General features: G+C 55.3%; 25 protein-coding genes and 1 riboswitch. Of the genes, 18 read left to right on the top strand and 7 right to left on the bottom strand.

All coding sequences use genetic code 11. From position 1 onward, the window contains the following. The first annotated feature begins 26 nt into the window (after positions 1-26). From Pelsub_RS00600 to Pelsub_RS00645, 10 genes are all read left to right on the top strand, one after another. On the top strand, positions 27-731 hold the full coding sequence (locus Pelsub_RS00600) for a M23 family metallopeptidase (RefSeq protein WP_158674912.1): 705 nt from the start codon (positions 27-29) through the stop codon (positions 729-731). 35 nt (positions 732-766) lie between these two features. Continuing rightward, the gene (locus tag Pelsub_RS00605) at positions 767-1,588 is read left to right on the top strand and encodes an AAC(3) family N-acetyltransferase (protein ID WP_116225141.1); all 822 of its coding nucleotides are present in this window, start codon (positions 767-769) and stop codon (positions 1,586-1,588) included. Positions 1,589-1,659: 71 nt separating this feature from the next. Continuing rightward, the gene (locus tag Pelsub_RS00610; RefSeq protein WP_116225142.1) at positions 1,660-2,505 is read left to right on the top strand and encodes an MBL fold metallo-hydrolase; all 846 of its coding nucleotides are present in this window, start codon (positions 1,660-1,662) and stop codon (positions 2,503-2,505) included. 3 nt (positions 2,506-2,508) lie between these two features. Continuing rightward, positions 2,509-3,573, top strand: a complete 1,065-nt coding sequence (locus Pelsub_RS00615) for an asparaginase (protein ID WP_116225143.1) — start codon at positions 2,509-2,511, stop codon at positions 3,571-3,573. Continuing rightward, positions 3,570-4,265, top strand: coding sequence for an endonuclease III domain-containing protein (locus Pelsub_RS00620; protein WP_116225144.1), 696 nt, complete (start codon positions 3,570-3,572; stop codon positions 4,263-4,265). The genes Pelsub_RS00615 and Pelsub_RS00620 overlap by 4 nt, the downstream gene beginning before the upstream one ends. A 249-nt stretch (positions 4,266-4,514) precedes the next feature. Then, entirely contained in the window at positions 4,515-5,018 is a 504-nt protein-coding gene (locus Pelsub_RS00625) for a DUF4405 domain-containing protein (RefSeq protein ID WP_158674913.1), read from the top strand. A 30-nt stretch (positions 5,019-5,048) separates the two neighbouring features. Beyond that, the gene (locus tag Pelsub_RS00630) at positions 5,049-5,525 is read left to right on the top strand and encodes a hypothetical protein (RefSeq protein ID WP_116225146.1); all 477 of its coding nucleotides are present in this window, start codon (positions 5,049-5,051) and stop codon (positions 5,523-5,525) included. Positions 5,526-5,650: 125 nt separating this feature from the next. After that, positions 5,651-6,484, top strand: a complete 834-nt coding sequence (locus Pelsub_RS00635; protein ID WP_116225147.1) for a polyphosphate polymerase domain-containing protein — start codon at positions 5,651-5,653, stop codon at positions 6,482-6,484. Beyond that, on the top strand, positions 6,474-7,076 hold the full coding sequence (locus Pelsub_RS00640) for a DUF4956 domain-containing protein (RefSeq protein ID WP_116225148.1): 603 nt from the start codon (positions 6,474-6,476) through the stop codon (positions 7,074-7,076). Before Pelsub_RS00635 ends, Pelsub_RS00640 begins: the two co-directional genes overlap by 11 nt. Positions 7,077-7,108: 32 nt before the next feature. Then, on the top strand, positions 7,109-8,824 hold the full coding sequence (locus Pelsub_RS00645; RefSeq protein WP_116225149.1) for a CotH kinase family protein: 1,716 nt from the start codon (positions 7,109-7,111) through the stop codon (positions 8,822-8,824). Between the two features lie 441 nt (positions 8,825-9,265). Here the strand turns inward: Pelsub_RS00645 and Pelsub_RS00650 are convergent, their stop codons facing one another. The 3 genes from Pelsub_RS00650 to Pelsub_RS00660 form a co-directional block, all read right to left on the bottom strand. Further along, on the bottom strand, positions 9,266-9,937 hold the full coding sequence (locus Pelsub_RS00650) for a response regulator (protein ID WP_116225150.1): 672 nt from the start codon (positions 9,935-9,937) through the stop codon (positions 9,266-9,268). After that, positions 9,924-11,504, bottom strand: a complete 1,581-nt coding sequence (locus tag Pelsub_RS00655) for a sensor histidine kinase (RefSeq protein ID WP_116225151.1) — start codon at positions 11,502-11,504, stop codon at positions 9,924-9,926. The genes Pelsub_RS00650 and Pelsub_RS00655 overlap by 14 nt, the downstream gene beginning before the upstream one ends. 165 nt (positions 11,505-11,669) lie before the next feature. Continuing rightward, the gene (locus Pelsub_RS00660; protein ID WP_116225152.1) at positions 11,670-12,884 is read right to left on the bottom strand and encodes a DUF3048 domain-containing protein; all 1,215 of its coding nucleotides are present in this window, start codon (positions 12,882-12,884) and stop codon (positions 11,670-11,672) included. A 69-nt stretch (positions 12,885-12,953) separates the two neighbouring features. Next, positions 12,954-13,036, bottom strand: a riboswitch (cyclic di-GMP riboswitch). A 202-nt stretch (positions 13,037-13,238) separates the two neighbouring features. Here Pelsub_RS00660 and Pelsub_RS00665 point away from each other — a divergent pair. From Pelsub_RS00665 to Pelsub_RS00680, 4 genes are all read left to right on the top strand, one after another. After that, positions 13,239-14,000: a hypothetical protein gene (locus Pelsub_RS00665; RefSeq protein WP_116225153.1), complete on the top strand. Its 762-nt coding sequence runs from the start codon at positions 13,239-13,241 to the stop codon at positions 13,998-14,000. 139 nt (positions 14,001-14,139) lie between these two features. After that, positions 14,140-15,273, top strand: coding sequence for a DNA double-strand break repair nuclease NurA (locus tag Pelsub_RS00670; protein WP_116225154.1), 1,134 nt, complete (start codon positions 14,140-14,142; stop codon positions 15,271-15,273). 2 nt (positions 15,274-15,275) lie between these two features. Further along, positions 15,276-15,902, top strand: a complete 627-nt coding sequence (locus Pelsub_RS00675) for a hypothetical protein (RefSeq protein ID WP_116225155.1) — start codon at positions 15,276-15,278, stop codon at positions 15,900-15,902. Between the two features lie 16 nt (positions 15,903-15,918). Then, positions 15,919-17,640 (top strand): ATP-binding protein, encoded by a 1,722-nt coding sequence (locus tag Pelsub_RS00680; protein WP_116225156.1) that lies wholly within the window; start codon positions 15,919-15,921, stop codon positions 17,638-17,640. On the opposite strand, the gene Pelsub_RS00685 is transcribed toward Pelsub_RS00680, so the two are convergent. Genes Pelsub_RS00685 through xseA form a run of 3 tightly spaced genes read right to left on the bottom strand, consistent with a single transcriptional unit; the run spans position 17,637 to position 19,585 of the window. Continuing rightward, complete coding sequence (locus Pelsub_RS00685) at positions 17,637-18,098, bottom strand: divergent PAP2 family protein (RefSeq protein ID WP_116225157.1); 462 nt, start codon at positions 18,096-18,098, stop codon at positions 17,637-17,639. The two genes, Pelsub_RS00680 and Pelsub_RS00685, sit on opposite strands and share 4 nt — an antisense overlap. A gap of 8 nt (positions 18,099-18,106) precedes the next feature. Further along, the gene (gene xseB / locus Pelsub_RS00690; protein WP_116225158.1) at positions 18,107-18,337 is read right to left on the bottom strand and encodes an exodeoxyribonuclease VII small subunit; all 231 of its coding nucleotides are present in this window, start codon (positions 18,335-18,337) and stop codon (positions 18,107-18,109) included. A 15-nt stretch (positions 18,338-18,352) separates the two neighbouring features. Beyond that, positions 18,353-19,585 carry an exodeoxyribonuclease VII large subunit gene (gene xseA, locus Pelsub_RS00695; RefSeq protein ID WP_116225159.1) on the bottom strand — a complete coding sequence of 411 codons (1,233 nt, stop codon included), beginning with the start codon at positions 19,583-19,585 and terminating at the stop codon, positions 18,353-18,355. Between the two features lie 91 nt (positions 19,586-19,676). Between xseA and Pelsub_RS00700 the strand changes: the two genes are divergently transcribed. The 3 genes from Pelsub_RS00700 to Pelsub_RS00710 are packed head-to-tail and all read left to right on the top strand — an operon-like array spanning position 19,677 to position 21,513. After that, positions 19,677-20,159, top strand: coding sequence for an HIT family protein (locus Pelsub_RS00700; RefSeq protein WP_116225160.1), 483 nt, complete (start codon positions 19,677-19,679; stop codon positions 20,157-20,159). A gap of 5 nt (positions 20,160-20,164) precedes the next feature. Then, positions 20,165-20,647 carry a GNAT family N-acetyltransferase gene (locus tag Pelsub_RS00705; protein ID WP_116225161.1) on the top strand — a complete coding sequence of 161 codons (483 nt, stop codon included), beginning with the start codon at positions 20,165-20,167 and terminating at the stop codon, positions 20,645-20,647. Beyond that, the gene (locus tag Pelsub_RS00710) at positions 20,644-21,513 is read left to right on the top strand and encodes an FkbM family methyltransferase (protein WP_116225162.1); all 870 of its coding nucleotides are present in this window, start codon (positions 20,644-20,646) and stop codon (positions 21,511-21,513) included. Before Pelsub_RS00705 ends, Pelsub_RS00710 begins: the two co-directional genes overlap by 4 nt. 56 nt (positions 21,514-21,569) lie before the next feature. Here the strand turns inward: Pelsub_RS00710 and Pelsub_RS00715 are convergent, their stop codons facing one another. Further along, the gene (locus Pelsub_RS00715) at positions 21,570-21,761 is read right to left on the bottom strand and encodes a PspC domain-containing protein (RefSeq protein WP_116225163.1); all 192 of its coding nucleotides are present in this window, start codon (positions 21,759-21,761) and stop codon (positions 21,570-21,572) included. 125 nt (positions 21,762-21,886) lie between these two features. Here Pelsub_RS00715 and Pelsub_RS00720 point away from each other — a divergent pair, with 125 nt between their 5' ends. Continuing rightward, positions 21,887-22,114 (top strand): hypothetical protein, encoded by a 228-nt coding sequence (locus tag Pelsub_RS00720; RefSeq protein WP_116225164.1) that lies wholly within the window; start codon positions 21,887-21,889, stop codon positions 22,112-22,114. Positions 22,115-22,132: the final 18 nt, after the last annotated feature.

Consider the following 22,132-nt stretch of genomic DNA (forward strand, 5'->3'; position numbering starts at 1 on the left):
ATAAATCAAAGCTTATGATGAAAACCATGAAAACAATTCTGATCCTGGCCGGTATCGGCCTGGTGCTCCTCTTCGGCTATTATTTCGCCCGCAACCTGTTCCGTCCGGCTCGTTACCTGAAATTCATCGAGTGGATGCGCGATCCACAAGCGCACGCGGATTGGGCCATCACAGCCGGAGAACAGTGCGGCGATGCGCCCTTTACCATGCCCACCGACGGACTAGTCGGTTTTATTTGGGGCGATTCCTTCCGCATCGGGCACTCGCACCAGGGTATCGATATTTTCGGCGGCACCGAATCGGGCCTGACGCCGGTGTACGCGGCTTACGACGGCTACCTGACCCGCCAGGACAGCTGGAAATCCAGCCTGATCATCCGCATCCCGGACGACCCGCTGCAGCCTGGCCGCCAGATCTGGACTTATTACACTCACATGGCCGACGAAAACGGCAATTCCTACATCACTGCCGAATTTCCGGCCGGCACCAAAGAAGTCTTTATCAAGGCCGGTACGTTATTGGGCTATCAGGGGAACTATTCCGGCACACCCAACCATCCGGTGGGTGTACACCTGCATTTTTCGGTGGTCAAAGACAACGGCAAAGGCAACTTCCTGAACGAATTGGATAAGTCCAACACATTGGATCCTTCCCCCTATTTCGGCTTGCCGCTCAACAGCCAAACCAATAACGATATTGTTCCGGTTTGCCCTATAACCGAACAACCTTAAGCATTTATAATTTCCTTAAAGCTTTGCCGAAAACTATGATCAGCTATCGCGATATCACACTTGGATTGGAAAAATTGGGCCTCGATCGCAGCACGCCTGTGCTGGCGCACGTGGCTCCCTCACGCCTGGGAGAAATCCGAGGCGGCATGGAAACCCTGCTGGGTGCCATTCTGGCAACCATCGACAACGTCATGATGCCGGCCTTCACCGGCAGCACCATGATCATCCCCGAACAGGGACCGGCAGATAACAATTTGGATTACGGCAGCGGGCGCGACACCAACCTGAACGCGTCCATTTTCTCCACGCAGCTGCCCTGCGACCTGCCGGAAGCGCAGATCTGCGAAGCCCTGCGCGCGTACTCGGGCACCTACCGCTCAAGCCATCCTATCCTTTCTTTTTGCGGATTGGGGTTGGACGTGGCCCTGATCGACCAGACCCCTGCCGACCCGTACGCGCCCATCCGCAAGCTGATGGAATTGAACGGCTGGGTGGCCCTGATTGGAGCGCAGCCTGCGGAAAACTTCAGCCTGCATTACGCCGAATTCCTGGCCGGGCGCAAGCAGTTCGTGCGCTGGGCATTGACTGAAAACGGCATCCTGGAATGCCCGCACTTTCCCGGCTGTCCGGATGGTTTTCATAAGATCGATTATTACCTGCAGGACGAGCTGCGCGTGACCACCGTGGGAGACGCGGCCTGGTACGCAGTACCGCTGGACATACTGGTCAATTCAGCCGTCGCTTTAATCAAGGAAGACCCATTCTCGTTGTTATGCAACAGCCTATCCTGCCCGCGCTGCAACCTGGTACGGCGTTCAATTAAGTCGCAAATTTCGAATAATTGGCAGCCGGAATAGGCAGGGATCGTTTATGTTATACTCTCCAGCAATTCTAAAATTTATCAGCAGGTAGTAAGGAAAGGGTTTGCATGAAAGATATTGTTTCAGGTGTGGTTATTGAAACCGAGTACGATGGCGTCACACTTGGAGCCGTTCAGACACCCAATGGAGTAATCATGATTGACGCGCCCATCAGTATGAAGGACGCCCAAATCTGGCGCTCCTCCTGTTCGCGCAACAGCGGATCTGAAAGACTGCTGGTTTTATTGGATGAGCATTACGACCGCTGTTTGGGTGCGCGCGCCATGCGCTGCCCAATCATCGCGCATGAAAAGACCGCGCAAGCCATTACCGGACGCAATTCCGCCGGAAAACCGCAGACCACCCGCACCGGCTCCATCTGGGAATCGGTCAGTGAAGTCAACAGCATTCACTGGGCCCACCCTGAAATCACCTTTACCAATGAAATGAACATCAACTGGGATGATGAACCCCTGTTGCTGGAGCAGCACCCCGGTCCGGCGCGCGGCTCCATTTGGGCCATCCTGCCCGAACGAAAAGTTATCTTTCTGGGGGATACCCTGCTGGTTAATCAGCCGCCTTTCCTGGCTTCCGCCGATCTGGATCAATGGATGGAATCGCTGGAATTGCTCAAATCCAACGCATACAAGGATTACATTCTCGTCAGCAGCCGCGGCGGCATGGTCACCAGGGATGATGCACGCGATCTGCAGAAATTCCTGAAGAAAGTACAGCGCCTGGCCGAAAAAACCGCCAACAGCAAAAGCGACCTGGCCCAAATCGAAGAAACCGGCGCATCGCTGGCCGACGAATTCAAGGCCAAGACCAAAGCGGAAATGGAAGTCTTCCGCACGCGCCTGGCTTACGGCTTCAGCCAGTACTGCCTCAACTTCCTCTCTAAAAAGGTCGCCTAAACAATGCAGCCGCGCAATCACGTTCCCCTGGTAGAAGTCACACGCGGCAGTATCGTTGAGTCGATTCATTACGGCAGTATCGCCATTGCCCAACCCGACGGGAAAATCATTTTCTCATTGGGGGATATGGACAATCCCTACTACCTGCGTTCTTCCGCCAAACCTTTTCAAACCCTGGCATTTCTGGAAGCAGGCGGCATACGCGAGTACGACCTGACGCTGCAGGAAATTTCCATTATTTGCGCTTCGCATTCCGGAACCGACGAACACGTACAGGTGCTGGAAGCGCTGCAAGCGAAAATCGGTATTCAGGAAAGCATGCTGCAGTGCGGCATTCACACTCCTTATGACCCCGAAACCGCCCGCAATAAGATGATGAAGGGCGAGCCTTTTCACTCCAACCAACACGACTGTTCCGGCAAGCACAGCGGCATGCTGGCTTTCGCCAAAATGATTGGCGCGCCCACAGACAATTACCTGGATCCGCAGCACCCGGTCCAACAGGCCATGCTGCGCACCTTTGCAGAAATGTGCGGCGTGAAAGTTGACACCATCCAGCTGGGCACGGACGGCTGTTCCGCACCGGTATTTGCGGTTCCGCTGCCCAACAGCGCCGCGGCTTACGCACGCCTGAGCCAGCCGGATGCGCTGGGAGAAAAACGCGCAACCGCCTGCGATAAGATCACCACCGCCATGATGGCACACCCGTTCATGGTGGGCGGCCCGCAGCGCTTCGACACGGACATCATGTCCGCGGCCGGCGGCAGCCTGGTGACCAAGATCGGCGCGGAAGGTTTCCACGGCGTCGCGGTCATGCCGGGCCATTCCGGTGTGTTCCCCGGCGGGCTGGGCATTGCCGTCAAGATCGCCGATGGCGACTTGGGCTTGCGCGCCGGCAGTGTGGCGGTGATTCAAGTGCTGAAAACGCTCAAGGTGCTGTGCAGCGAAGAACTGCGCGACCTGGCGGATTACGACCGCCGGCCGCTGTGCAATTGGCGCAACAAGGAAATTGGTGAAATTCGGCCCTCCCCTGAACTGCTGGAAGCGCTGGAAAATCTGCACGCATGAACAACGTTCCCCAACCTGAAAAAAACTTCGTCGATAAGACCCAAACCGTTTACCGCCTGCTGTTGGATTTCTACGGCTTGCCCGAGTGGCGCAACCCGCTGCCGGCCATGGACGAGCTGATCTCCACCATCCTTTCGCAGAACACCAACGACGTCAACCGCGACGTGGCGTTCACCCGTCTGAAGGAACGCTTCCCCACCTGGGAAGGCGTGCGCGACGCCCCGCAGGCAGCCGTGCAGGACGCCATCCGCCCGGCCGGCCTAGCCAACCAGAAAGGCCCGCGCATGCAGGCCATTTTGCGCCAGATCACGGAAGAACGCGGCAGCCTGGACCTGAATTTCCTCAAGGACGAAGCGCGCGAGGACGCGCACGCCTGGTTGAGCCGCTTCAACGGCGTGGGGCCCAAGACGGCCGCCATCGTGCTGCAGTTCTCGCTGGGCATTCCGGCCCTGCCGGTAGACACGCACGTCTACCGCGTCACCGGACGCGTGGGTCTGCGCCCGCAGAAGATGAGTGTGGAAAAAGCGCACGTCTGGCTGGAGCAGGTTTTCACGCCGGACCAGTACGGACCCGGCCACCTGAACATCATCCGCCTGGGGCGCGAGATCTGCCACGCGCGCAAACCCGAATGCGAACGCTGCCCGCTGCAGGCAGTCTGCGATTACTTCCAGAACCTGGAAGCCTCCGACTAAACCTTTTTTATCTCCATCTTAAGTCCATCTCATAATCCAGCCAAAGGCTGAAGCAATTTCCATCGTTTGCCGGATGGCAAAACACCCCTAAACCCGTATCATAGGCATTGTTGATCGTTCAAAAAACATCTTCTCTCCTTTACAAATTGTGTGTTATTGAACCAAAAGATTTCCCGGGGCCTACTCCTCCTCCCTGGGAAGTTCTTTATCAACAAAACGAGAATGGTTTAAATGAAATCGAGGTGCAAAATGGAATCGAAGAAAAAGAATACAAATAAGACCCTCCTGTTGTTGCTGGTGGACGTAGTGCTGTTGGGCGGCTTCTGGCTGGTCAACCAGGTCAGGCTGACCGGTATAGCCTTTCACGAATGGTTCGGCATTGCCCTGGGCTTGATCCTGATCCTGCACCTGGTAATGCACTGGCGCTGGGTTGTAAATATCGTCAAGGAATTTTTCAAGCGCAGCAGCCTGGTACAACATCTTAAACTGGTGCTGGACATCGTCGGATTCGCGGCCTTTTTCACCATCATCATCAGCGGCATCCTCATGTCGAAAGTCGTGCTGCCCACGCTGGGTTTGACCGCACTGCATTCACACTCGCTGAAGATGATCCACGTGATCGCCACCAACCTGACCATCTACATGATCGCCGGACACCTGCTGCTCAACGTGGGCACTATATTCAAGATGTTGAAGTGCATACTGCCCAAAGGGCGCAAGTCCGTCGCGCGCGAAGCGCTGCAAGCGGAATAAGACAAAATGGCCAAAAAGGAAAACTCTTCAATGAATGAAGCCATGGACCGGCGCAGGTTCCTGAGATTCTCAGGGACCTGCGCTTTGGCGGTTCTGGCCGGGGCAGCCTGCACGCGCCTGGATACCGGCGAAACAGCCGAGGCCGCCACAACCTGCCCGTACGCGTTAACCAACGACCCCTATCCGGGGCAGTGCAGTAATTACGTCGACAGCAATGGGTCGGGCTATTGCGACTTTTCGGAAAACCTGAGCGCCCAAAGCAGCGCCGACAACGCCAGCACCACGGTCGACCAGGCGCAGGCCACCACCACACAGGAACCCACCGCGCAACCCACGCAAGCGGCCACAGCCACAACCCAGGCTGAGCCAGGCGCTCCCCAATCCAGCCAACTGGTGGTGCTGTGCCACCGCGGCTGCAGCTACCCGGGGCACTGCCGCCGCTTCCGCGATAACGATGGCAGCGGCATCTGCGACCTGTCGGAAGGCATCGACCCGTCCGAATTGTGACCCCGGGCCGATCTTTAACCAATTCTTAACAACAAATTAAATCCGCCTTAAGGCGGATTTTTATTCCTCCCGGTGCTGGATGGCAAAAAGAGACCCTGCGCTTATAAATAGCATCAGGTGAAACCATGAAAACACATAATTTGCTACCAACTCAAGAAGAAAACAATCCCGCTGTTCAGGAAGTGGACCTATTCACCATGAGCCGCATCCTTTCCGACTTCAAGTCTATCGGCTTGGAGCAATTGGATGAGCAAAAGCTGCAGGACCGTGTGGATACCAAATTCCTGTTCGACACGGAAAGCCTGCCTCAAATCCTCTCAGAAGTGCAGCAAGATTATGCTATTTTGGAAGTCAGCGATTCCACACTGCAGCCTTACCTGACGCTGTACTTCGACACATTGAGTTTCAACAACTACTTCGACCATCACAATGGCAAGCGCCCGCGCTTCAAGATCCGCATGCGCAAATACATGAACAGCAGCAACGCCTTCCTGGAAGTCAAGGAAAAGGACAACAAGGACCGCACGATCAAGACCCGCATGGAGATCCATGACATTAACAACCGCCTGACTCCGGATCAATACCAGTTCGTTAGTCAAACCTACAAGCCGGGCCTGGTGCCGCTCAAACCGGTCATCTGGAACCGCTACAACCGCATGACCCTGGTCAACAAGCATTCATTGGAACGCGTGACCATCGACTTGAATTTCAGCGCCTATAACCAGAACGGGTTCATTTCCTGGAATCCCTTCGCCATCGCGGAGATCAAGCAGGACAACCGCTCGCTGAACACCAAGTTCTGCCAGGCTATGAAGGACCACGCCATCAAACCGGTCAACTTCAGCAAGTACTGCATCAGCATGGCTTTGTTGACGCCGCAGTTGAAAGCCAATAAATTCAAGCCAAATATCGAAATTATCAAATCTTCCCTGCAGAGGAGACTGAATTATGCCTTCTGAACTTCAATTAATCATTAATATCCTGATCAACTTCATTACGGCGTTTCTGATCGTGCGCTTCATCTACTACAATCAAAAACAGTCGAAGAAGTACATCCTTACGTTTCTGTCGCTCAATTCGACCCTGTTCCTGATCTTCAACTTCCTGGGCAACATCGAGCTGAGCTTCGGGGTCGGCTTCGGCTTGTTCGCTATCTTCTCGGTCTTGCGCTTCCGCACGGACACCATCCCGTCGCGCGAGATGAGCTACCTGTTCGTGCTGCTGGCGCTGCCGATGGTCAACTACGCCCTATTGGATTCCGGCCAATATGCCGCACTGGTGATCTCATATATATTTGTCTTCGCCCTTCTGCTCATCCTGGAAAGGGGCTGGGGTTTCAAATATCACGAGAGCAAGACTGTGTTGTATGAAAAGATTGAATTGATCAAACCGCAAAACCGCGACCTGCTGATCCGCGACCTGCAAGACCGCACCGGCCTCTCCATCACCGATGTGGAGGTCAACAAGATCAACTTCCTGCAAGACACGGCTGAATTGAAGATTTCCTATGAAGGAAGCAATGGAGACTCCCTGGGCAGCGACGACGATTAAATGTTTTTAAGATTTCAAGAAAGGGTTTACACATGAAGAATAAATTTTTGGTCATTATTTCGCTGCTGTTGATCCCGGCCCTGGTTCTGGGCTGTTCGGGCGCCTCCGGACAAAACACCAGCTCCGCTGTTGAGGACCAGTCTGCTGCTTATTCACATTCCGATGACACAGCCCCGGATTACGCCGTGGTTCTGCCGGACGATCAAGTCAACCAGATCAACATCACCATCTCTCCGGAAAATTGGGAAGCCTTGCAGGACGATATGATCGACAGGTACGGCCAACCTGGCAGCAGTGACCGTTTCGGCGGTGGCAATGGCGGCGGGCAACCCGGCGCTCGTCCGGAGGGCGGCAACGTGCCCCAAATGGACGGGGCGAACACGACGCAATCTACCACACAGGGTATCAGCCTGGTCGACACGACCAGCGCCGAAGCCACTCCAACCGCAGGACCAACCGACGACAGCGGTACGAACCAACCGCCTCAGGGCGGCGGGAATTTCAACCCGCAGGACGACGCCAATCGCCCACAGCGCAATGACGACAATATGGGCAACCGCGGCGGCATGGGCGGCGGCATGATGGACGGTAATGATGACGAGAACCCCATCTGGGTGGACGCTACCATCACCTTCAACGGTGAAACCTGGGAGCACGTTGGGTTCCGCCTTAAAGGCAATTCCTCGCTGAGAAGCTCGTGGACCTCCGGCAACAACAAACTGCCCTTCAAACTGGATTTCGACCAGTTTGAGGACGACTACCCGACTACGGAAAACCAGCGTTTTTATGGTTTCAAGCAGCTCTCCTTCTCCAGCAACTTCTCGGATTCTTCTTACTTGCGGGAAACCGTGGCTGCCGACATGTTCCGCGCCGCGGGCGTGCCCTCCGCGCAAACCGCTTTCTACGCGGTGTACGTGGACAGCGGCGATGGGCCCGTTTACTACGGCCTTTACACCGCCGTCGAGGTGGTGGACGATACGCTGATCCAGACCCAATTCGATGACGACAGCGGCAACGTCTACAAACCCTCCGGCAGCGCAGCCACTTTCACAGCCGGCAGCTACAACGAAGAAGGTTACGACAAAGAAACCAATAAGAAAGTGGACGATTACAGCGACGTGGAAGCGTTGCTGGAAACACTGAATTCCGACCTGCGCCTGAGCGACCCATCCGTCTGGCGCGCGCAACTGGAAGCGGTGTTCGACGTGGATGATTTCCTGCAGTGGCTGGCCGCCAACACGGTCATGCAGAATTGGGATACCTACGGCAGCATGTCGCACAATTATTACCTGTACCACGACCCGACCAGCGATCAACTGGTATGGATCCCATGGGATAACAACCAATCGATGAGCAGCCGCGGCGGCGGGCGCGCTGACAACGCTGCCCAAGGCCCCCAGAACGCACAAGGCGCTGATAATCCGATGGGATCCGGCTCAACATCCATCGGGAACGAGGACGTAGGCGATAATTGGCCGCTGATCTCTTACCTGTTGGCCGATGAGGTTTATCAGCAGCGCTACGTGGAAGCTGTACAGAATTTCCTCACGCAAGCTTTCGACCCGGACGCGCTGGAAAGCGAGTTGACCCGGCTGCATGAGATGATCGCGCCTTACGTGGAAGCCGAACAGGATGGCTACACCACGCTATCGAACAAGGATGCTTTTGACACCAGCGTGGACAGTTTAGTCGAACATATCCGCAGCCGGTATCAAGCTGCGCAGGAGTACCTGGAAGAGAATAATTGACCTCCCCTAATCTTCCAGCTCCTCAGGCCGCACAGTGATTGTGCGGCCTTTTCATTTGCCCCTCCTCAGGATGAGAATAAAAAAATGTGTAAACCATGTCTCCGAATTTCTGTAACCAAGTATAAGGAGAATATCATCCAGTCACACAGGAATGTGTGACCTACAGATCGAGGAGAAAATATCTATCTGTGTCCATCTGTGTTCATCCGTGGTTAATTTTATCCTCCGGCCAAGACCCTATCCTCATTTGGAATCTTGCCAAATTTCGCTGCATGACTCAGGGCAACAATTTCCGGCTCCATCCCAGCCTTGCTCATTTCAGCTTCGCCGAAATAGGGAGGGAGTTTTACCTCCCTCTCCCATCTGGGAAGGGTTAAAAAAAGTCCTCCCCGTCACAGGGGAGGACATAGAAGAGAGAATGGATCTCACTTAAAATCGGTTCTATTCCTCGCCGCGCTCCTTCTTCACGATGCCTTCCTTCCAGGCGAAAACAGCCACCTGGGTGCGGTCGGCGAAGTGCAGCTTGCTGAGAATGTTGCTGACGTGGCTCTTGACGGTCTTCTCGCTGATGACCAGCTGCTCGGCGATCTGCGCGTTGGAAAGGCCTTTGGCGATCAATTCCAGCACTTCCTGCTCGCGGTTGGTCAATTGCATATAAGCCTGCATGGATTCGTTGGCGTCGTCGCGGTACTCGTGCATCAGGCGCGAGGCTACTTTGGAATCCAGCACCGCTTCGCCGCGCGCAGCGGACTTGATGGTCTCGGCTAATTCCTCCGGGTCAATGCTCTTGAGCACGTAGGAAAGCGCGCCGGCTTTGATGGCCGGGAAGATGTTGGAATCCTCGTGGAAGGAGGTCAGGATGACGATCTTGGAGCGCGGGCTGACCTGGCGCACCCGCCAGGTGGCTTCCACGCCGTCCATACCGGGCATGATCAGGTCCATCAGCACCACGTCCGGGGCCAACTGCTCGGCCAACTGCACCGCGTCGCTGCCGGACTCGGCCTGGGCGATCACCTCGATCTCCGGTACGGTCTCGAGATAGGCGCAAATCCCATCGCGTACGATCTTGTGGTCGTCCACGATCATCAAAGAAATCGCATTATTTTTCTTCATGGGTTCCTCCCGCGTCCGGTTTCTGATAAGGGAATTGTAACGTAATGGTGGTGCCTCCGCTGCCGGAGTCCACATCCAGTTTGCCCTGGTTTTCCGCCACACGTTCGGCAATGGAGCGCAGCCCCAGGCCTTTCTTGACGTTCTCCATGTCAAAGCCGGTGCCGTTGTCGCTGATCTGCAGGCGGATAAAATCGGGCAGGTAGTCCAGCATGACGCTGGTGGCCGTGGCCTTGCTGTGGCGCGCGATGTTGGAAAGCGCCTCCTGCGTGATGCGGAAAATGGTCTGTTCGATATCCGATGGGATATCCATCTTGCGGCCTTGCGTGCGGTACACTACCGAAATGCCGCTGTTCTTTTCCCACACGTTGACGTATTCCTTCAACGCGATCTCCAGGTCCTGGTTTTCCAGTTGGGCCGGCAGCAGGGTGTAGATCAGGGTGCTCAGTTCGTTGCGCGCCTGTTTGGCCAATTCGGCCGTGATCTCGATCTGCTCGTTGGCCTTTTCGGGGTTGGTCTTGATGAGGGACTTGATGGCGCCCAGGTTCATGGAGATCGAGAAGATCTCTTGTTTGACGCTGTCGTGCAGGTCACGCGCAAAACGGTTGCGTTCTTCCAATACGGCCAGCATCTTCTTGCTCTCGATCAATTCCTCAAATTGAACCACCATCTCGTTGAGTGCGGTGGAAAGTTCGCTGATCTCATCCCCGTCCCTGACCTTTTCGATCTTGGAAAAGTCACCCTTGCCCCAGTGCGTGGTGTATTCGATCAGTTTCTGGATGCGGGTGGTGAAACTGCTGGCCAACAAACTGCCAAAGACAAAACCAACCACCACGGATGTCACCAGGAAAATAGGCAGGTCCGGCAGGAAACCGGCCAGAGCCGCGTCCAGTTCTTCGGCCACAGTCGGCGCCACAATGCGCATAAATACCAGCGCCTTCATTTCGCCGTTCTGCATGACCGGAAAAGCGAAGGAGGCGTACTGCGTGCTGGAATTGGAAAACACTACGGAGGTCTGCGTGCCGGTCAACACCTCGTTAACGACCACAATTTCGTCATCGTCCAGATACGCCATCAGGTCATCGCCCAGGGGGAATTCCGTTTCGTTGTCCGCCCCCAGGATGACACCTTCCGGGCTGGCCACAATCAGGCGGCTCTTGTCCCGGCTGAATGCCACTGGTTTGGATGAGAATAACTCGGTATCCTTGTTGATCAATTTGGGCAGGTCTTGCTGCTGGTCGGTCTGCTGGACGGGGGCCGGTTGGTCTTGCGGCGGCTGTATGGAACGGTTCTGGCGCGTATTGGACTCAAGGAAATTCTTGTTATTGGTGATCCACTGGTTGATAGCTTCGGAGTCGTAAGGGTCATCCAAAGCCCCATCCAGCATGCGGCTGCCGTCGCTCAATGAACGCGCAGTATTGTTGATAAAGAAAGGGTTGGAAAAAGAATCGCGGTTATTGGAAACCAGTACCAGTAATTCCACCAAAAAAAGCATCAACAGTGTCGCGGCCATGTAGGTGAAGGTCAATCGCCACTGGATCTTTCTAAATTGTTTAAAGAATTTTTTCATACGGCCGACCCTTTATTGGAATTCGGAAATTTCGCATCGTCAGCACCATCATCTCTTTAATATACAATGGATGCGCACTGACCACAATGCGACCAGAGGATGAAACCATATCCATCCTGATAGGGATTTTTAAGACCGTAGTTATTTACGTGGAAAAACCAATATTCAATCGTCCAGGTTGAAGTACAGGCCCCAATAGCCGGAACCTTTGCTGCGCCCGGCCACCAGTTGGTTGTATTTTTCGGAATCGACCGTTTCCCAGTAGGTGGTGTAAGGGGTCACCAGCTCGATCCAGGTCTGCCCGGGTTTAAGCGGGAAGGGGTTGCCGTCAGCATCGATGAAGCGGATGGGGCGCAGCTTGCCGGTGGTCTTCTCGTAATCCTCGCTCTTGGTGGTCCAGTAGATCTCGTACATCTGGCCGTCGCGGAATAATAGCGCTTTGCCCTTTTTAACGTACAGCAGGTCGATATCGATCAGGTACTTGTTGTGCACTTCGTGATTGGCAAACAGCACGATCACGTTATTGTAAGCGAGCGGATCGCCGTTCAAGCGGTCGGTCTGTTCGATGAAAGTCTGCCCGTCGGCGTTATCCTGCCAACGGTGATAGGAGCCGTCCGCCGGATTGTAACGCCAGAACACCTGATTCTTATAAGCGTAGAAGATCCACAGGGAAGGCGCGTTCTTGCCGTCCGGGGGAACCTGGCTGTCGAAATGCATGCCTGTGAGCGCGTCGGTCCCCAGGGCGCTTTCGTTGGCCTTGGCGATGTCTTCCAGTTTATCCACCGGGATGAGCGCGCTGTTGGGGTCGGTGTTGTCGTCGCCAAAGACGTTGACGTAGTCGCTGATCTGGTCGGCCACTTTCTGGTAAGCCGAGGCCATCACAATGAAACCGTTATAGAGTTTGCGCACGTATTCATAGGGCAAACGCCCGGAGCGCACCGGGCCGACACTAGCGGCTTCCGGCTGCGGCAGGCCCGCGGTCAGCTCGGACTGCACGTCCTCACTGCCGCTGGGAATCGACGCCTGCGGATAATCGCCGTAGAAAAGCGCCAGGTAGCGCGTCATGCCCTCGCCAATGTACAGCTCGAATACGATGGGGGAAAAGCTCAAGCCGGCCTGCGGGCGGGCAGTGGGCGGGAAATTGGTGACCGATACCAATGCCGGGGGCAGCAGCAGGTTGGCCGGGTCCTGCACCGGCAGCCCGGTCAACGGGTTGAGGCCGGAATTTCCGGGGGTCATGGGGATGGGGGGAAAGGGCGTGTCCTCCGGGTTGGGCTGCGCGGCGTTCCGCAAATTGCCTGCCGCCGCCTGAACCGGCGAGATCGCCAGCGCCAATATACCCAGGGTTATGATCAAACTAAGATATTTACTTTTCTTCATGTGACTTCATCTTCTTCCGTAAACAGCGAATTCCCACTGTTTATCACTTTTTTTAACCACAAAGAGACCTTCAGCAGCCTGGCAATCCTGGACAGAGCGGTAGACCCATAGCTTTGCGCCGCCGGTTTTCACCGGGTTTGCTTTTTTCGATCTCGGTTACTTTTTTACAATATAACATATTCCGAATAAAAATCAATCCCTATATTTCGGGTATTTTTTATCCACTTACATTTTTCAAAAAAAGAATTCATTGAAATGGCCTATTGACAAATCATTCAAACATGCTAAACTATGGTATAGTGGTATGACCAACATACCACTATTGTTCTTTTGACACCAAAAATGGAGAGTGAAATGAAAAGTAAACTTCTAGTCGTCCTGCTGATCAGCGCCTTCGTGCTGTCTTCATGCGGGTCCTTGCCCCAGGTGAGCCTGGGCAATAGCGGCGCGAAAGTTGCAGAAGAAATGGAACTTCAGGAGCTTCAGGCCGAACCAACCGAAGCTGTCCTGCCGGATAACGGTGCTTTTTTCCGTGATGAGTTCGACGGCGACATCACCAATGACTGGGGCTTGAAAGTCGTTTCCGGCCTGGAAAGCCAGCTGATTTGGGAACAGATCAATGGCAAGCTGCGCCTGCAAACCTTACCGCCCAACGATACCAACTTCATCTTTCTAAACACGAAACACACTTATGACGATGTGATCGTTACAGCCGAAGTGAGCGATGCCGGCCCATTGGACGCCACCATGTCCCTGATCTGCCGCGCCAGCGAAGCAGGCTGGTACGAATTCCGCATCAGTCCCAGCGGATACTACGAGCTGCTGCGCTTCGATCAATACCTGCGCGATGACGGTAAAAATGCTTACACCAACTTCGTCGAGAAACGCGTGGGCAGCACCAAGATCGTCAGCGGCCTGAACACCAACCAGTTCTCTCTGTCCTGTGTTGGCAGTACCATCTCCGCCTTCGTGAACGGCGAACAACTCTACTGGGAAAAGCGCCCGTTGGCCGTTGAAGACAACAGCTACAGCGATGGCACCGTGGGCTTTGGCATGGCCGGATACGGCAAGGAATACGACCTGACCTTCGACTGGATTGAAGTCTCTAAACCTTAAACATATCTCAATTCCCTTTTATTGAGAGAGGAAGGCCGACCTCGCCTTCCTCTTTCATATTTAAACCCCTGATACTTTGCTGTCCACTCACGATCCGTTATAATCAAACATATGTTCGAGATGAATCAGGGTATTCTCCATGCCGCTTAATTACCTTGGCCTTCAGCCGCAAATTCAACAGTACGCGCAAAATGCCAATCAAAGTCAGGCGCATTTTCGCCAGGTTCTGGAAAACGCGCGCGAATTGTTCAAGACTTGTGCCTCGCAGCCTTATGACGAAATCCGAAAACGCTGCCAGGGAAGCGGAAAACGCTGCGCGCTGCCCCTTGGAGAAGCTTTCGACCAATCCTATCCCCCGCCGGCAGAGCACCAACCCTGCATGGTGCTGGCTGCGGACGGTTCACAAATTATCTCCAGCCCGCACGACGCAATCCCCATTTCCCTGATCAATACCAGCCTGATCTGCATGAATACCGGCAGCAGCGACGCACCGCAAATTTCCATCACCAGCGAAATCCTGTCGGAAGATCGCGGCGGAATCGAATTCAACCTGTTAAGCGAAGACCTGATCAGCCTACGGAGGGATGTCGCCGAACTGCGTATTTTAAATGACTGGACTGCGCCTAATGATTTACCGGTGGCAGCTCTGCGCGACGGGCCCTTGGAACTCTATCACGAACCGCGCCAGGGCGACCAATTCGAGAGAGAATTTAAAAATTACATTGACGGGCTGGCGGCTCTCGCTGCACGCGATTTCACGCTGGCCGGATACATCGATCGCACGCGCGCAGGACTGCTGGGGCAGATGCTGGCAATCTATTTTGAAGAAAGGTCGGACGGACTGGCTGAGCTGCGCGATACCACCCTGCTGGCAGGCATACTGCCGGCTGGTCAGCGTTCGGCCATTTTCGCGCTGCAATCCAGTTCCAGCGATAATTATCCTGAAGCCCTGCGCATTCATTTCTTTTATCTCAACGTCAGCACAAACGACAATGATTACATCGTGCGCGTAGAGATCCCGGCCTGGGTGGCAGAAGATACCGATAAAGTAAACCGTCTGCACGCCCTTTTATTAGCGCAGTGCCGCATCATGGGCGGGCGCCCTTACCCTTACCTGCTGCACCGCGCCCACGAAACCGCCGTTGTCCATTTCGACGAGAAGGCCCAACTGCAGGACGCGCTGGCGCAGGAACTTCAGCGTCAGGGATTGGATGTACCGCAGCCTTCCAATAAACTGGCAGCCAAAGGGCTGCAAAAACGAACCAGGATGTGAACATGGCTAATGATCCTCAAGTGAATGTACAAGTCGGACGATTGCTGCGCGCGAACACACGCGCTTGCGTGGCAGGCTGTCTGCCCTCACAAAATTTCCCTCCTTTCGGGTCATTGGTCAGCATCGACCTGGGGCAGGAAATAAGCGCTTACGGCCTGGTCAGTGATATTCATATCGACGACGACGGGCTGGTGCGCCAACTGGTCACCACACCCAATATCAGTGAAACCGTCATCCAGGACAACCGCGTCAACCGCAACGTACCGGTGGAGCTGAGCGTGCTGTTTGTCGGGCACCGCAGCGCGGGCGTCATTTCGCACCGGCTGCCGCCGCGCCCTCCGCTTTCGCTGGACCGCGTGCGCGCCTGCGGCGAGGGGGATGTCTGCGCCTTCACCAGCGCCGGCAGTTTGGGTTACCTGCGTTTCATTCTGGAGGCCCAGGATCTGCCGGCTGCCGATCTGCTGGCCGCGCACCTGCTGCAGGCCGGGCGCGCCCAACGCGACCACGGCGACGAGCAGTGGTTTGCGCGGGCAATCGATAAAGTCATCACCCAACTGCGCGACGATTACGTCCGGCTGATGCCCGTTTTGGAAGCGCTGGCAGACGTACAGCGCGAACTCGGTATCTAAATTCAGGATAAAAACCATGAGCGAACCTTTGCATCAGAACGAATCTATCGGCATTGTCACCAGCGGCGGTTTGAAAGAGAACCTGCACGTGCGCCTGAACGGTACACCCCAACAGGTACAGGAAGGCAGTTTCATCGTGATTGACAGCCAGGACTGGAAATTCTACGGCATTGCCACCGACCTGCAGCTGCAAAGCATCGATCCGCGCTACGCGTTGGAACCCAGCCGCGCGCGCCTGCCGGAGGAATTAGCCGGTTTATTGGACCGCCAAACCTTGTACACCAACCTGGTCGTACTGCCGGCATTGATGCTGGAGCGCGGCCCTGAACCGGATTCAGCGGATTACAGCGCCTGGCGGCGCGCCATCGACAGCGGCGACAAAGAAGAACCACGCCCCATGCCGGTCAAGTCCATCCCCGCGCACCACGCTGACGCTTTTCTGGCCGGAGCCGGAGATGTAGCTGAAATTTTCGGCAAGCCGGAGGATGAAAGCAACTTCGTGATTGGCTACACCCGCGAACAGGACCATCCGGTTTGCGTCAATCTGGACAAATTGATCCAGCGCTCTTCCGGTATTTTTGGCGCCACCGGATCCGGCAAATCCTTCCTGACGCGCATGCTGCTGGCCGGATTGATCGACCACAACCGCGCTTCCGTATTGGTCTATGATATGCACAACGAATATGGGCTGGACGATACCGCTTCTGACACAGGCGAGAACGTGCGCGGCCTGCGCAGCGGATTCGGCGCCAGCAAAGTGCAAGTGGTCGGGTTGGGCGGCAGCGCTACCATTCGCGGCAGCGCGCCTGATTTCAACCTGGTGCTGGGCTACAGCGACATTCTGCCGGAAGATGTGGAACTGCTGACGCGCGAACTCAACCTGAAGGAAACTACCGCCACCGTGCTGGACGCGCTGGTGCAGTCTCTGGGTAAGGATAAGTGGTTCAAAGCTTTCAAAGCCATGAAGCGCGGCGCAACCGAAACCACGGACGGGGACAAGAAAGTGCCCGCACCGGACAGCGTGGCCTTTTGGGCCAACCAGAACGGCGTCAACGTGATGGCGGCGGAAGGGCTGCACGACAAGCTGCGGCGCCTGTTCAACAAACCTTACATCGTCGAGAATCCGCCGGCCGACAGCATCCAAGCCCTGGTGGAAGCGCTCAAGAAGGGCAAGCACATCGTGCTGTCCTTTGGGGATTACGAAAGCGACCTGGATTACCTGCTGGTCTCCAACCTGCTGACACGCCGCATCCGTGCCGAGTGGGAGCAGATGACCAACGAATTCCGCGGCAAGAACGGCAGCGAACCGCGCCCGCTGGTGATCGTGGTTGAAGAAGCTCATAAGCTGCTTAACCGCGAGATGGCGGCGCAAACCACCTTCAGCACCATCGCGCGCGAAATGCGCAAGTACTACGTCACCCTGCTGGTGATCGACCAGCGCCCCTCGCAAATTTATGACGAAGTGATGAGCCAATTGGGAACGCGCGTGTGCGGCTGGCTGGGCGACGAAGACGATATCCACGCGGTGCTGTCCGGGCTGGCCGGGCGCGAAGCGCTGCGCGGCATGCTCTCACGCCTGCAAGCCAAGGAAGAAGTGCTGTTGTTGGGTTGGGGTGTGCCCATGCCCATCCTGGTGCACTCGCGGCGTTACGATGAGCTATTCTGGCAGGATATCAAAACCAGCAAGAAAGCCGGTTTTGATCAGGCAAAAGTCATTAAGAATCTCTACGGCGATTAAAGCGGCATCATCGCCAGAACCGCCAGGCTAATCAAAATTCCCAGGAGAACCCCGGAAACCACTTCCAGGGGAGTGTGGCCAAGCATTTCTTTCAAATCGTCCAATTCATCTTCGCCCAACTGGCCGCTTTCGAAGAAGCTTTTCATGATGGCGTTGATACGCTCCGCGTGAATGCCGGCCTGGCGGCGCACGCCGGCCGCGTCATAGATCACAATCATCCCAATAGCGGCTGCCAATGCAAAAACAGCCGAATCGAAACCTTCCTGAATCCCGATGGTAAGCGCCACCGCGGTGACCAACGAAGAATGCGAACTGGGCAGCCCGCCGGAGCTGAACATGATGCTCCAATCCCAGCGTTTGTTGAGCAAATATTCCAGAGGGAATTTCAGGAACTGGCCAATCATCCAGGCCAAAAAAGCGGCGACTACCACACGGTTATGAATAAAATCACTCATCATCTTTTGGGTTATTCCTCTGCATCCTGAATTTCGTCGTTCCGATCCAGTTGGCGGACTTTTAGATCAGCCTGTTCCAACAGCGTCTGGCAGTGCTGCACCAGGGCACGGCCGCGTTCGTACAGGTTCATGGTTTCATCCAACCCGCGCGCTTCGCCCTCTAAAGTCTCCAGGATCTCTTCCAGTTCCTGTAGGGCTTCCTCATAATGCATTTGGTCCACTGCTTTTACTTTTTCAGCCATCGGCAATCCTGTCGATTATCCTTCTTTACTATGGACTTGTTGTACCTGTGCATCCAGACTACCGTCGGCCAGCTGTACAGCAATGTCCTCTCCTAATTTTACTTGCTTAGCGGAAGTTATTAAGCTTCCCGTGGAATCTTTAACCAGGGCATAACCGCGCCTTAATATATGCGCGGGATCCAACCCCGTCAGCCGTTCACCAAAATAAACAAGCGTAGACCGGCGGTTTTTTAAGTCATGATTGATATGCAGCTGCAAGCGCTGACTTAGCCCATCCAGATATTGGCGATCCTGGCGTACCTGCCAAAGCGGCGACTGCCGTTCCAGGCGGTGGGCTTTCTCATTCAGGACCATGCTGCTGCGGCTGAGAGCTTCCAGCACATTCTGCTGCAAACGCAGTGTCCAGCCGTTCAACTCGGCAGCCAGGTCGCTGATGTTCGGCACGGCCAGCACAGCCGCGCCGGTGGGTGTGGGGGCGCGCAGATCCGCCGCGAAATCCGTCAGGGTGAAATCTGTCTCGTGCCCAACGCCGCTGATGACTGGTACCCGCGAGGCGGCCACCGCCCGCACGACGCGTTCATCGTTGAAAGCCCACAGGTCCTCCAGCGAACCGCCGCCGCGCGCTACCAGGATGACGTCCGGTTTGACCACACGATTGAGCGCTTCGATGGCATGCACAATTTGGGGCGGAGCATCATCGCCCTGCACCGTGGCAGGGGCCAGCACGACCTCGGCCAGCGGGTAACGCCCGCGCAGGGTGTTGAGCATGTCCTGCAGTGCAGCGCCGGTGGGCGAAGTAACAATACCGATCAGGCGCGGGTAGCGCGGCAGGGAACGCTTGCGTTCCTCGTCGAATAAACCCTCGGCTTCCAACTCGGCTTTCAGACGCAAGAATTCCTGGTAGAGCAGCCCTTCACCGGCCGCGCGCAGCCCGTCCACGTACAACTGGTACTGCCCGCCCTGTTCATACACGCTGATGGAACCGTGCGCTTCCACCGACATCCCATCGCGCAGGGCGCCCTTCAAGCGCCAGGCTTGTTCGCGCCAAATCACGCAGCGCAGTGAAGCATTGGCATCTTTTAACGTGAAATAGATATGCCCGGATTTAGGCTGGGATAAATTGGATATCTCGCCCGATACCCAGATATCTATTAAATTCTCATTGCTTTCCAGCACTGCGCGAATATACGCCGTCAGGTCGGAGACACTGTAAATATTGAGGGGTAGGCCGGATTCATGCGAAAACATAGGATTAGGATACCTTCACAATAGATGAATGTCAATCAAACAAAGGTTATGCGTTAGAATAAGGGCTGAACGCGGATTTTGAGGAGTTTACATGAAACACATCTGGTCGCCCTGGCGCATGAAATACATTCGAGATACGGAAACACCCAAAGGGTGCATTTTCTGCAATGCCATGAAGATGGAAGACGGTTTGGAAAACCTGATCGTAAAACGGGGCAAACTGGCTTTCGTCATCCTCAACCGCTATCCCTACACCAGCGGGCACGTGATGGTGGTGCCTTACCTGCACGTCGGAACACTGGCTCAATTGGATAAGGGTACCACCGGCGAAATGACCGAACTGATCCAGCAGGCTGTCCTGACCATCACGGAAGTCTACGAACCGGAAGGGTTCAACATCGGCGCCAATCTGGGATCGGTGGCCGGAGCGGGCGTGGCCGATCACCTGCACGTGCATATTGTGCCGCGCTGGGCCGGCGACACCAATTTCATGACTCCTGTGGCGGACGCGCGCGTGATCCCCGAAGACCTGGGCGAAACCCTGGAACGCCTGCAAACTGCCTGGCCGAAATAAATATCATGGTTGAAATTTCTATTCGCCCGGTCGACGACCCGGACCGGGATTGGATCGGGAAACTGATGACCATCCGCTGGAATGATCCCAGCGTGGTGGTGCACGGCGAGCGCTTCTATCCGGCCGAACTGCCCGGCTACCTGGCTTTTCAAGGCAGCGAACCCTGCGGGTTGATCACTTACAGCATCCAGGGCAGCGACTGTGAAGTTGTGACACTGGACGCGCTGCTGCCTGCACATGGCATTGGCAGCCGTCTGATTGAAACTCTCAAGGACAAAGCAAAAAAGAGCGGCTGCACACGCTTGTGGCTGATAACGACCAACGACAATACGGATGCGCTGACTTTTTATCAGAAGCGCGGGTTCCGTATGGCCGCCCTGCACGCGAGCGCGGTGGAACTTGCGCGCCAGTTGAAACCGCAAATTCCTTTGGTAGCGGAAAATGGCATTCCCATCCGCGACGAAATTGAATTGGAAATGGATTTATGAGCACCGGTAAGAACCCCCTCCTGAAACTCGCTTCCTGGAGCGCGCACGCGCTGCCAGCTCCCATAAAAAAAGGTTTTTATAAAGTGCCTTTCCTGGCAACTTTCTTGAGACGCTCCCTGAATAAGGCTGCACCGCAGGGTATTACAGAAGTAGAGATTGCCGGAGGCATCCTGGAAGGGATGCGCATGGCATTGGATTTGCAGAGTGAAAAAGATTACTGGCTGGGCACCTACGAAACCGATTTGCAGGCCGCAGCCCGGAATTTCATCCAACCCGGCATGACCGTTTACGACGTGGGCGCCAACATCGGCTACATCAGCCTGATAGCCGCGCGCCTGAACGGTCCAAATGGAAAAGTCTTCTCCTTTGAAGCCTTACCGGCCAATATTCAACGGCTGGAGCAAAACCGCGCGCTCAACCAGCTTGAGGGGCGCATCAGCATCCAACCAGCCGCGGTGGTGGCCGGAAGCGGGCCGGTAACGTTCTTTATGCACCATTCCGGCGCGATGGGCAAGGCCCAGGGTTCCGCCGGGCGCGAGGAAGAATACCAGCAAAAAATCGAAGTCAACGGTTTGTCTTTGGATAATTTTGTCTACAGGCAAAACCAGCCCCTACCGGCTCTGGTCAAGATGGACATTGAAGGCGGCGAGGGCATGGCCCTGGAAGGCATGACCCGCATTCTGAAGGAAGCGCCGCCTATCTTCCTGATTGAACTGCACGGTGAACAAGCCGCGCGCAGCGTTTGGGAACAATTGAGCGCCAACGGCTACAGCCTGCACGAGATGCGTCACGGATACGCGCGCATCGCCGCGCTCGACCAGTTGGACTGGAAAGCCTACGTGGTCGCCCTTCCGAAGGGTGCCTAAATTAACACAAAAACCGGCCGAAATTCGGCCGGTTTCTATGTTGCACCATTAGGGGTTTAAGGCTCTTCGGGAACAACCAACATCATGACCAGATAGGCCCAGAAGGTTGCGCCGCCGGCAAACAAACCCAACACAAAAAGCAAACGCACGATGGTAGGGTCGATTTCAATGTAGCTCGCCAATCCAGCGCAAACACCGGCGATCATGCGGTCGTCTTTGGAGCGGTACAATCGTTTAGTCTCATTCATTGTATTTCTCCTGTTCCAATATTCTATATCATATACGCAGGGAACACCACGGGGTTGCGCATTCAAGCGTGCTTACAACCTTTTTACAAATCATGCGTATTTATAAATGAAGTGAGGAAAATATAATGGAAGTAACCAATAGACGACATACCCCCTGGATACTCTGGCCTTTCCGGTTGATCTTTGAACTGATCGAATGGATCCTGCGCGCGACCGGCAGACTGGTCGCGGCCGTGCTCGGCTTGGTCATCATGATCGTCGGATGCGTGCTGACCCTGACCATCGTGGCCGCCCCGATCGGCATGCCCATGATCGTATTCGGCCTGGTGTTGATGGTGCGCGGCATTTTCTAATACGGACAATTTCCCTCC

This window comes from Pelolinea submarina, from assembly GCF_003966975.1.
Taxonomy (GTDB): Bacteria; Chloroflexota; Anaerolineae; order Anaerolineales; family Anaerolineaceae; genus Pelolinea; species Pelolinea submarina.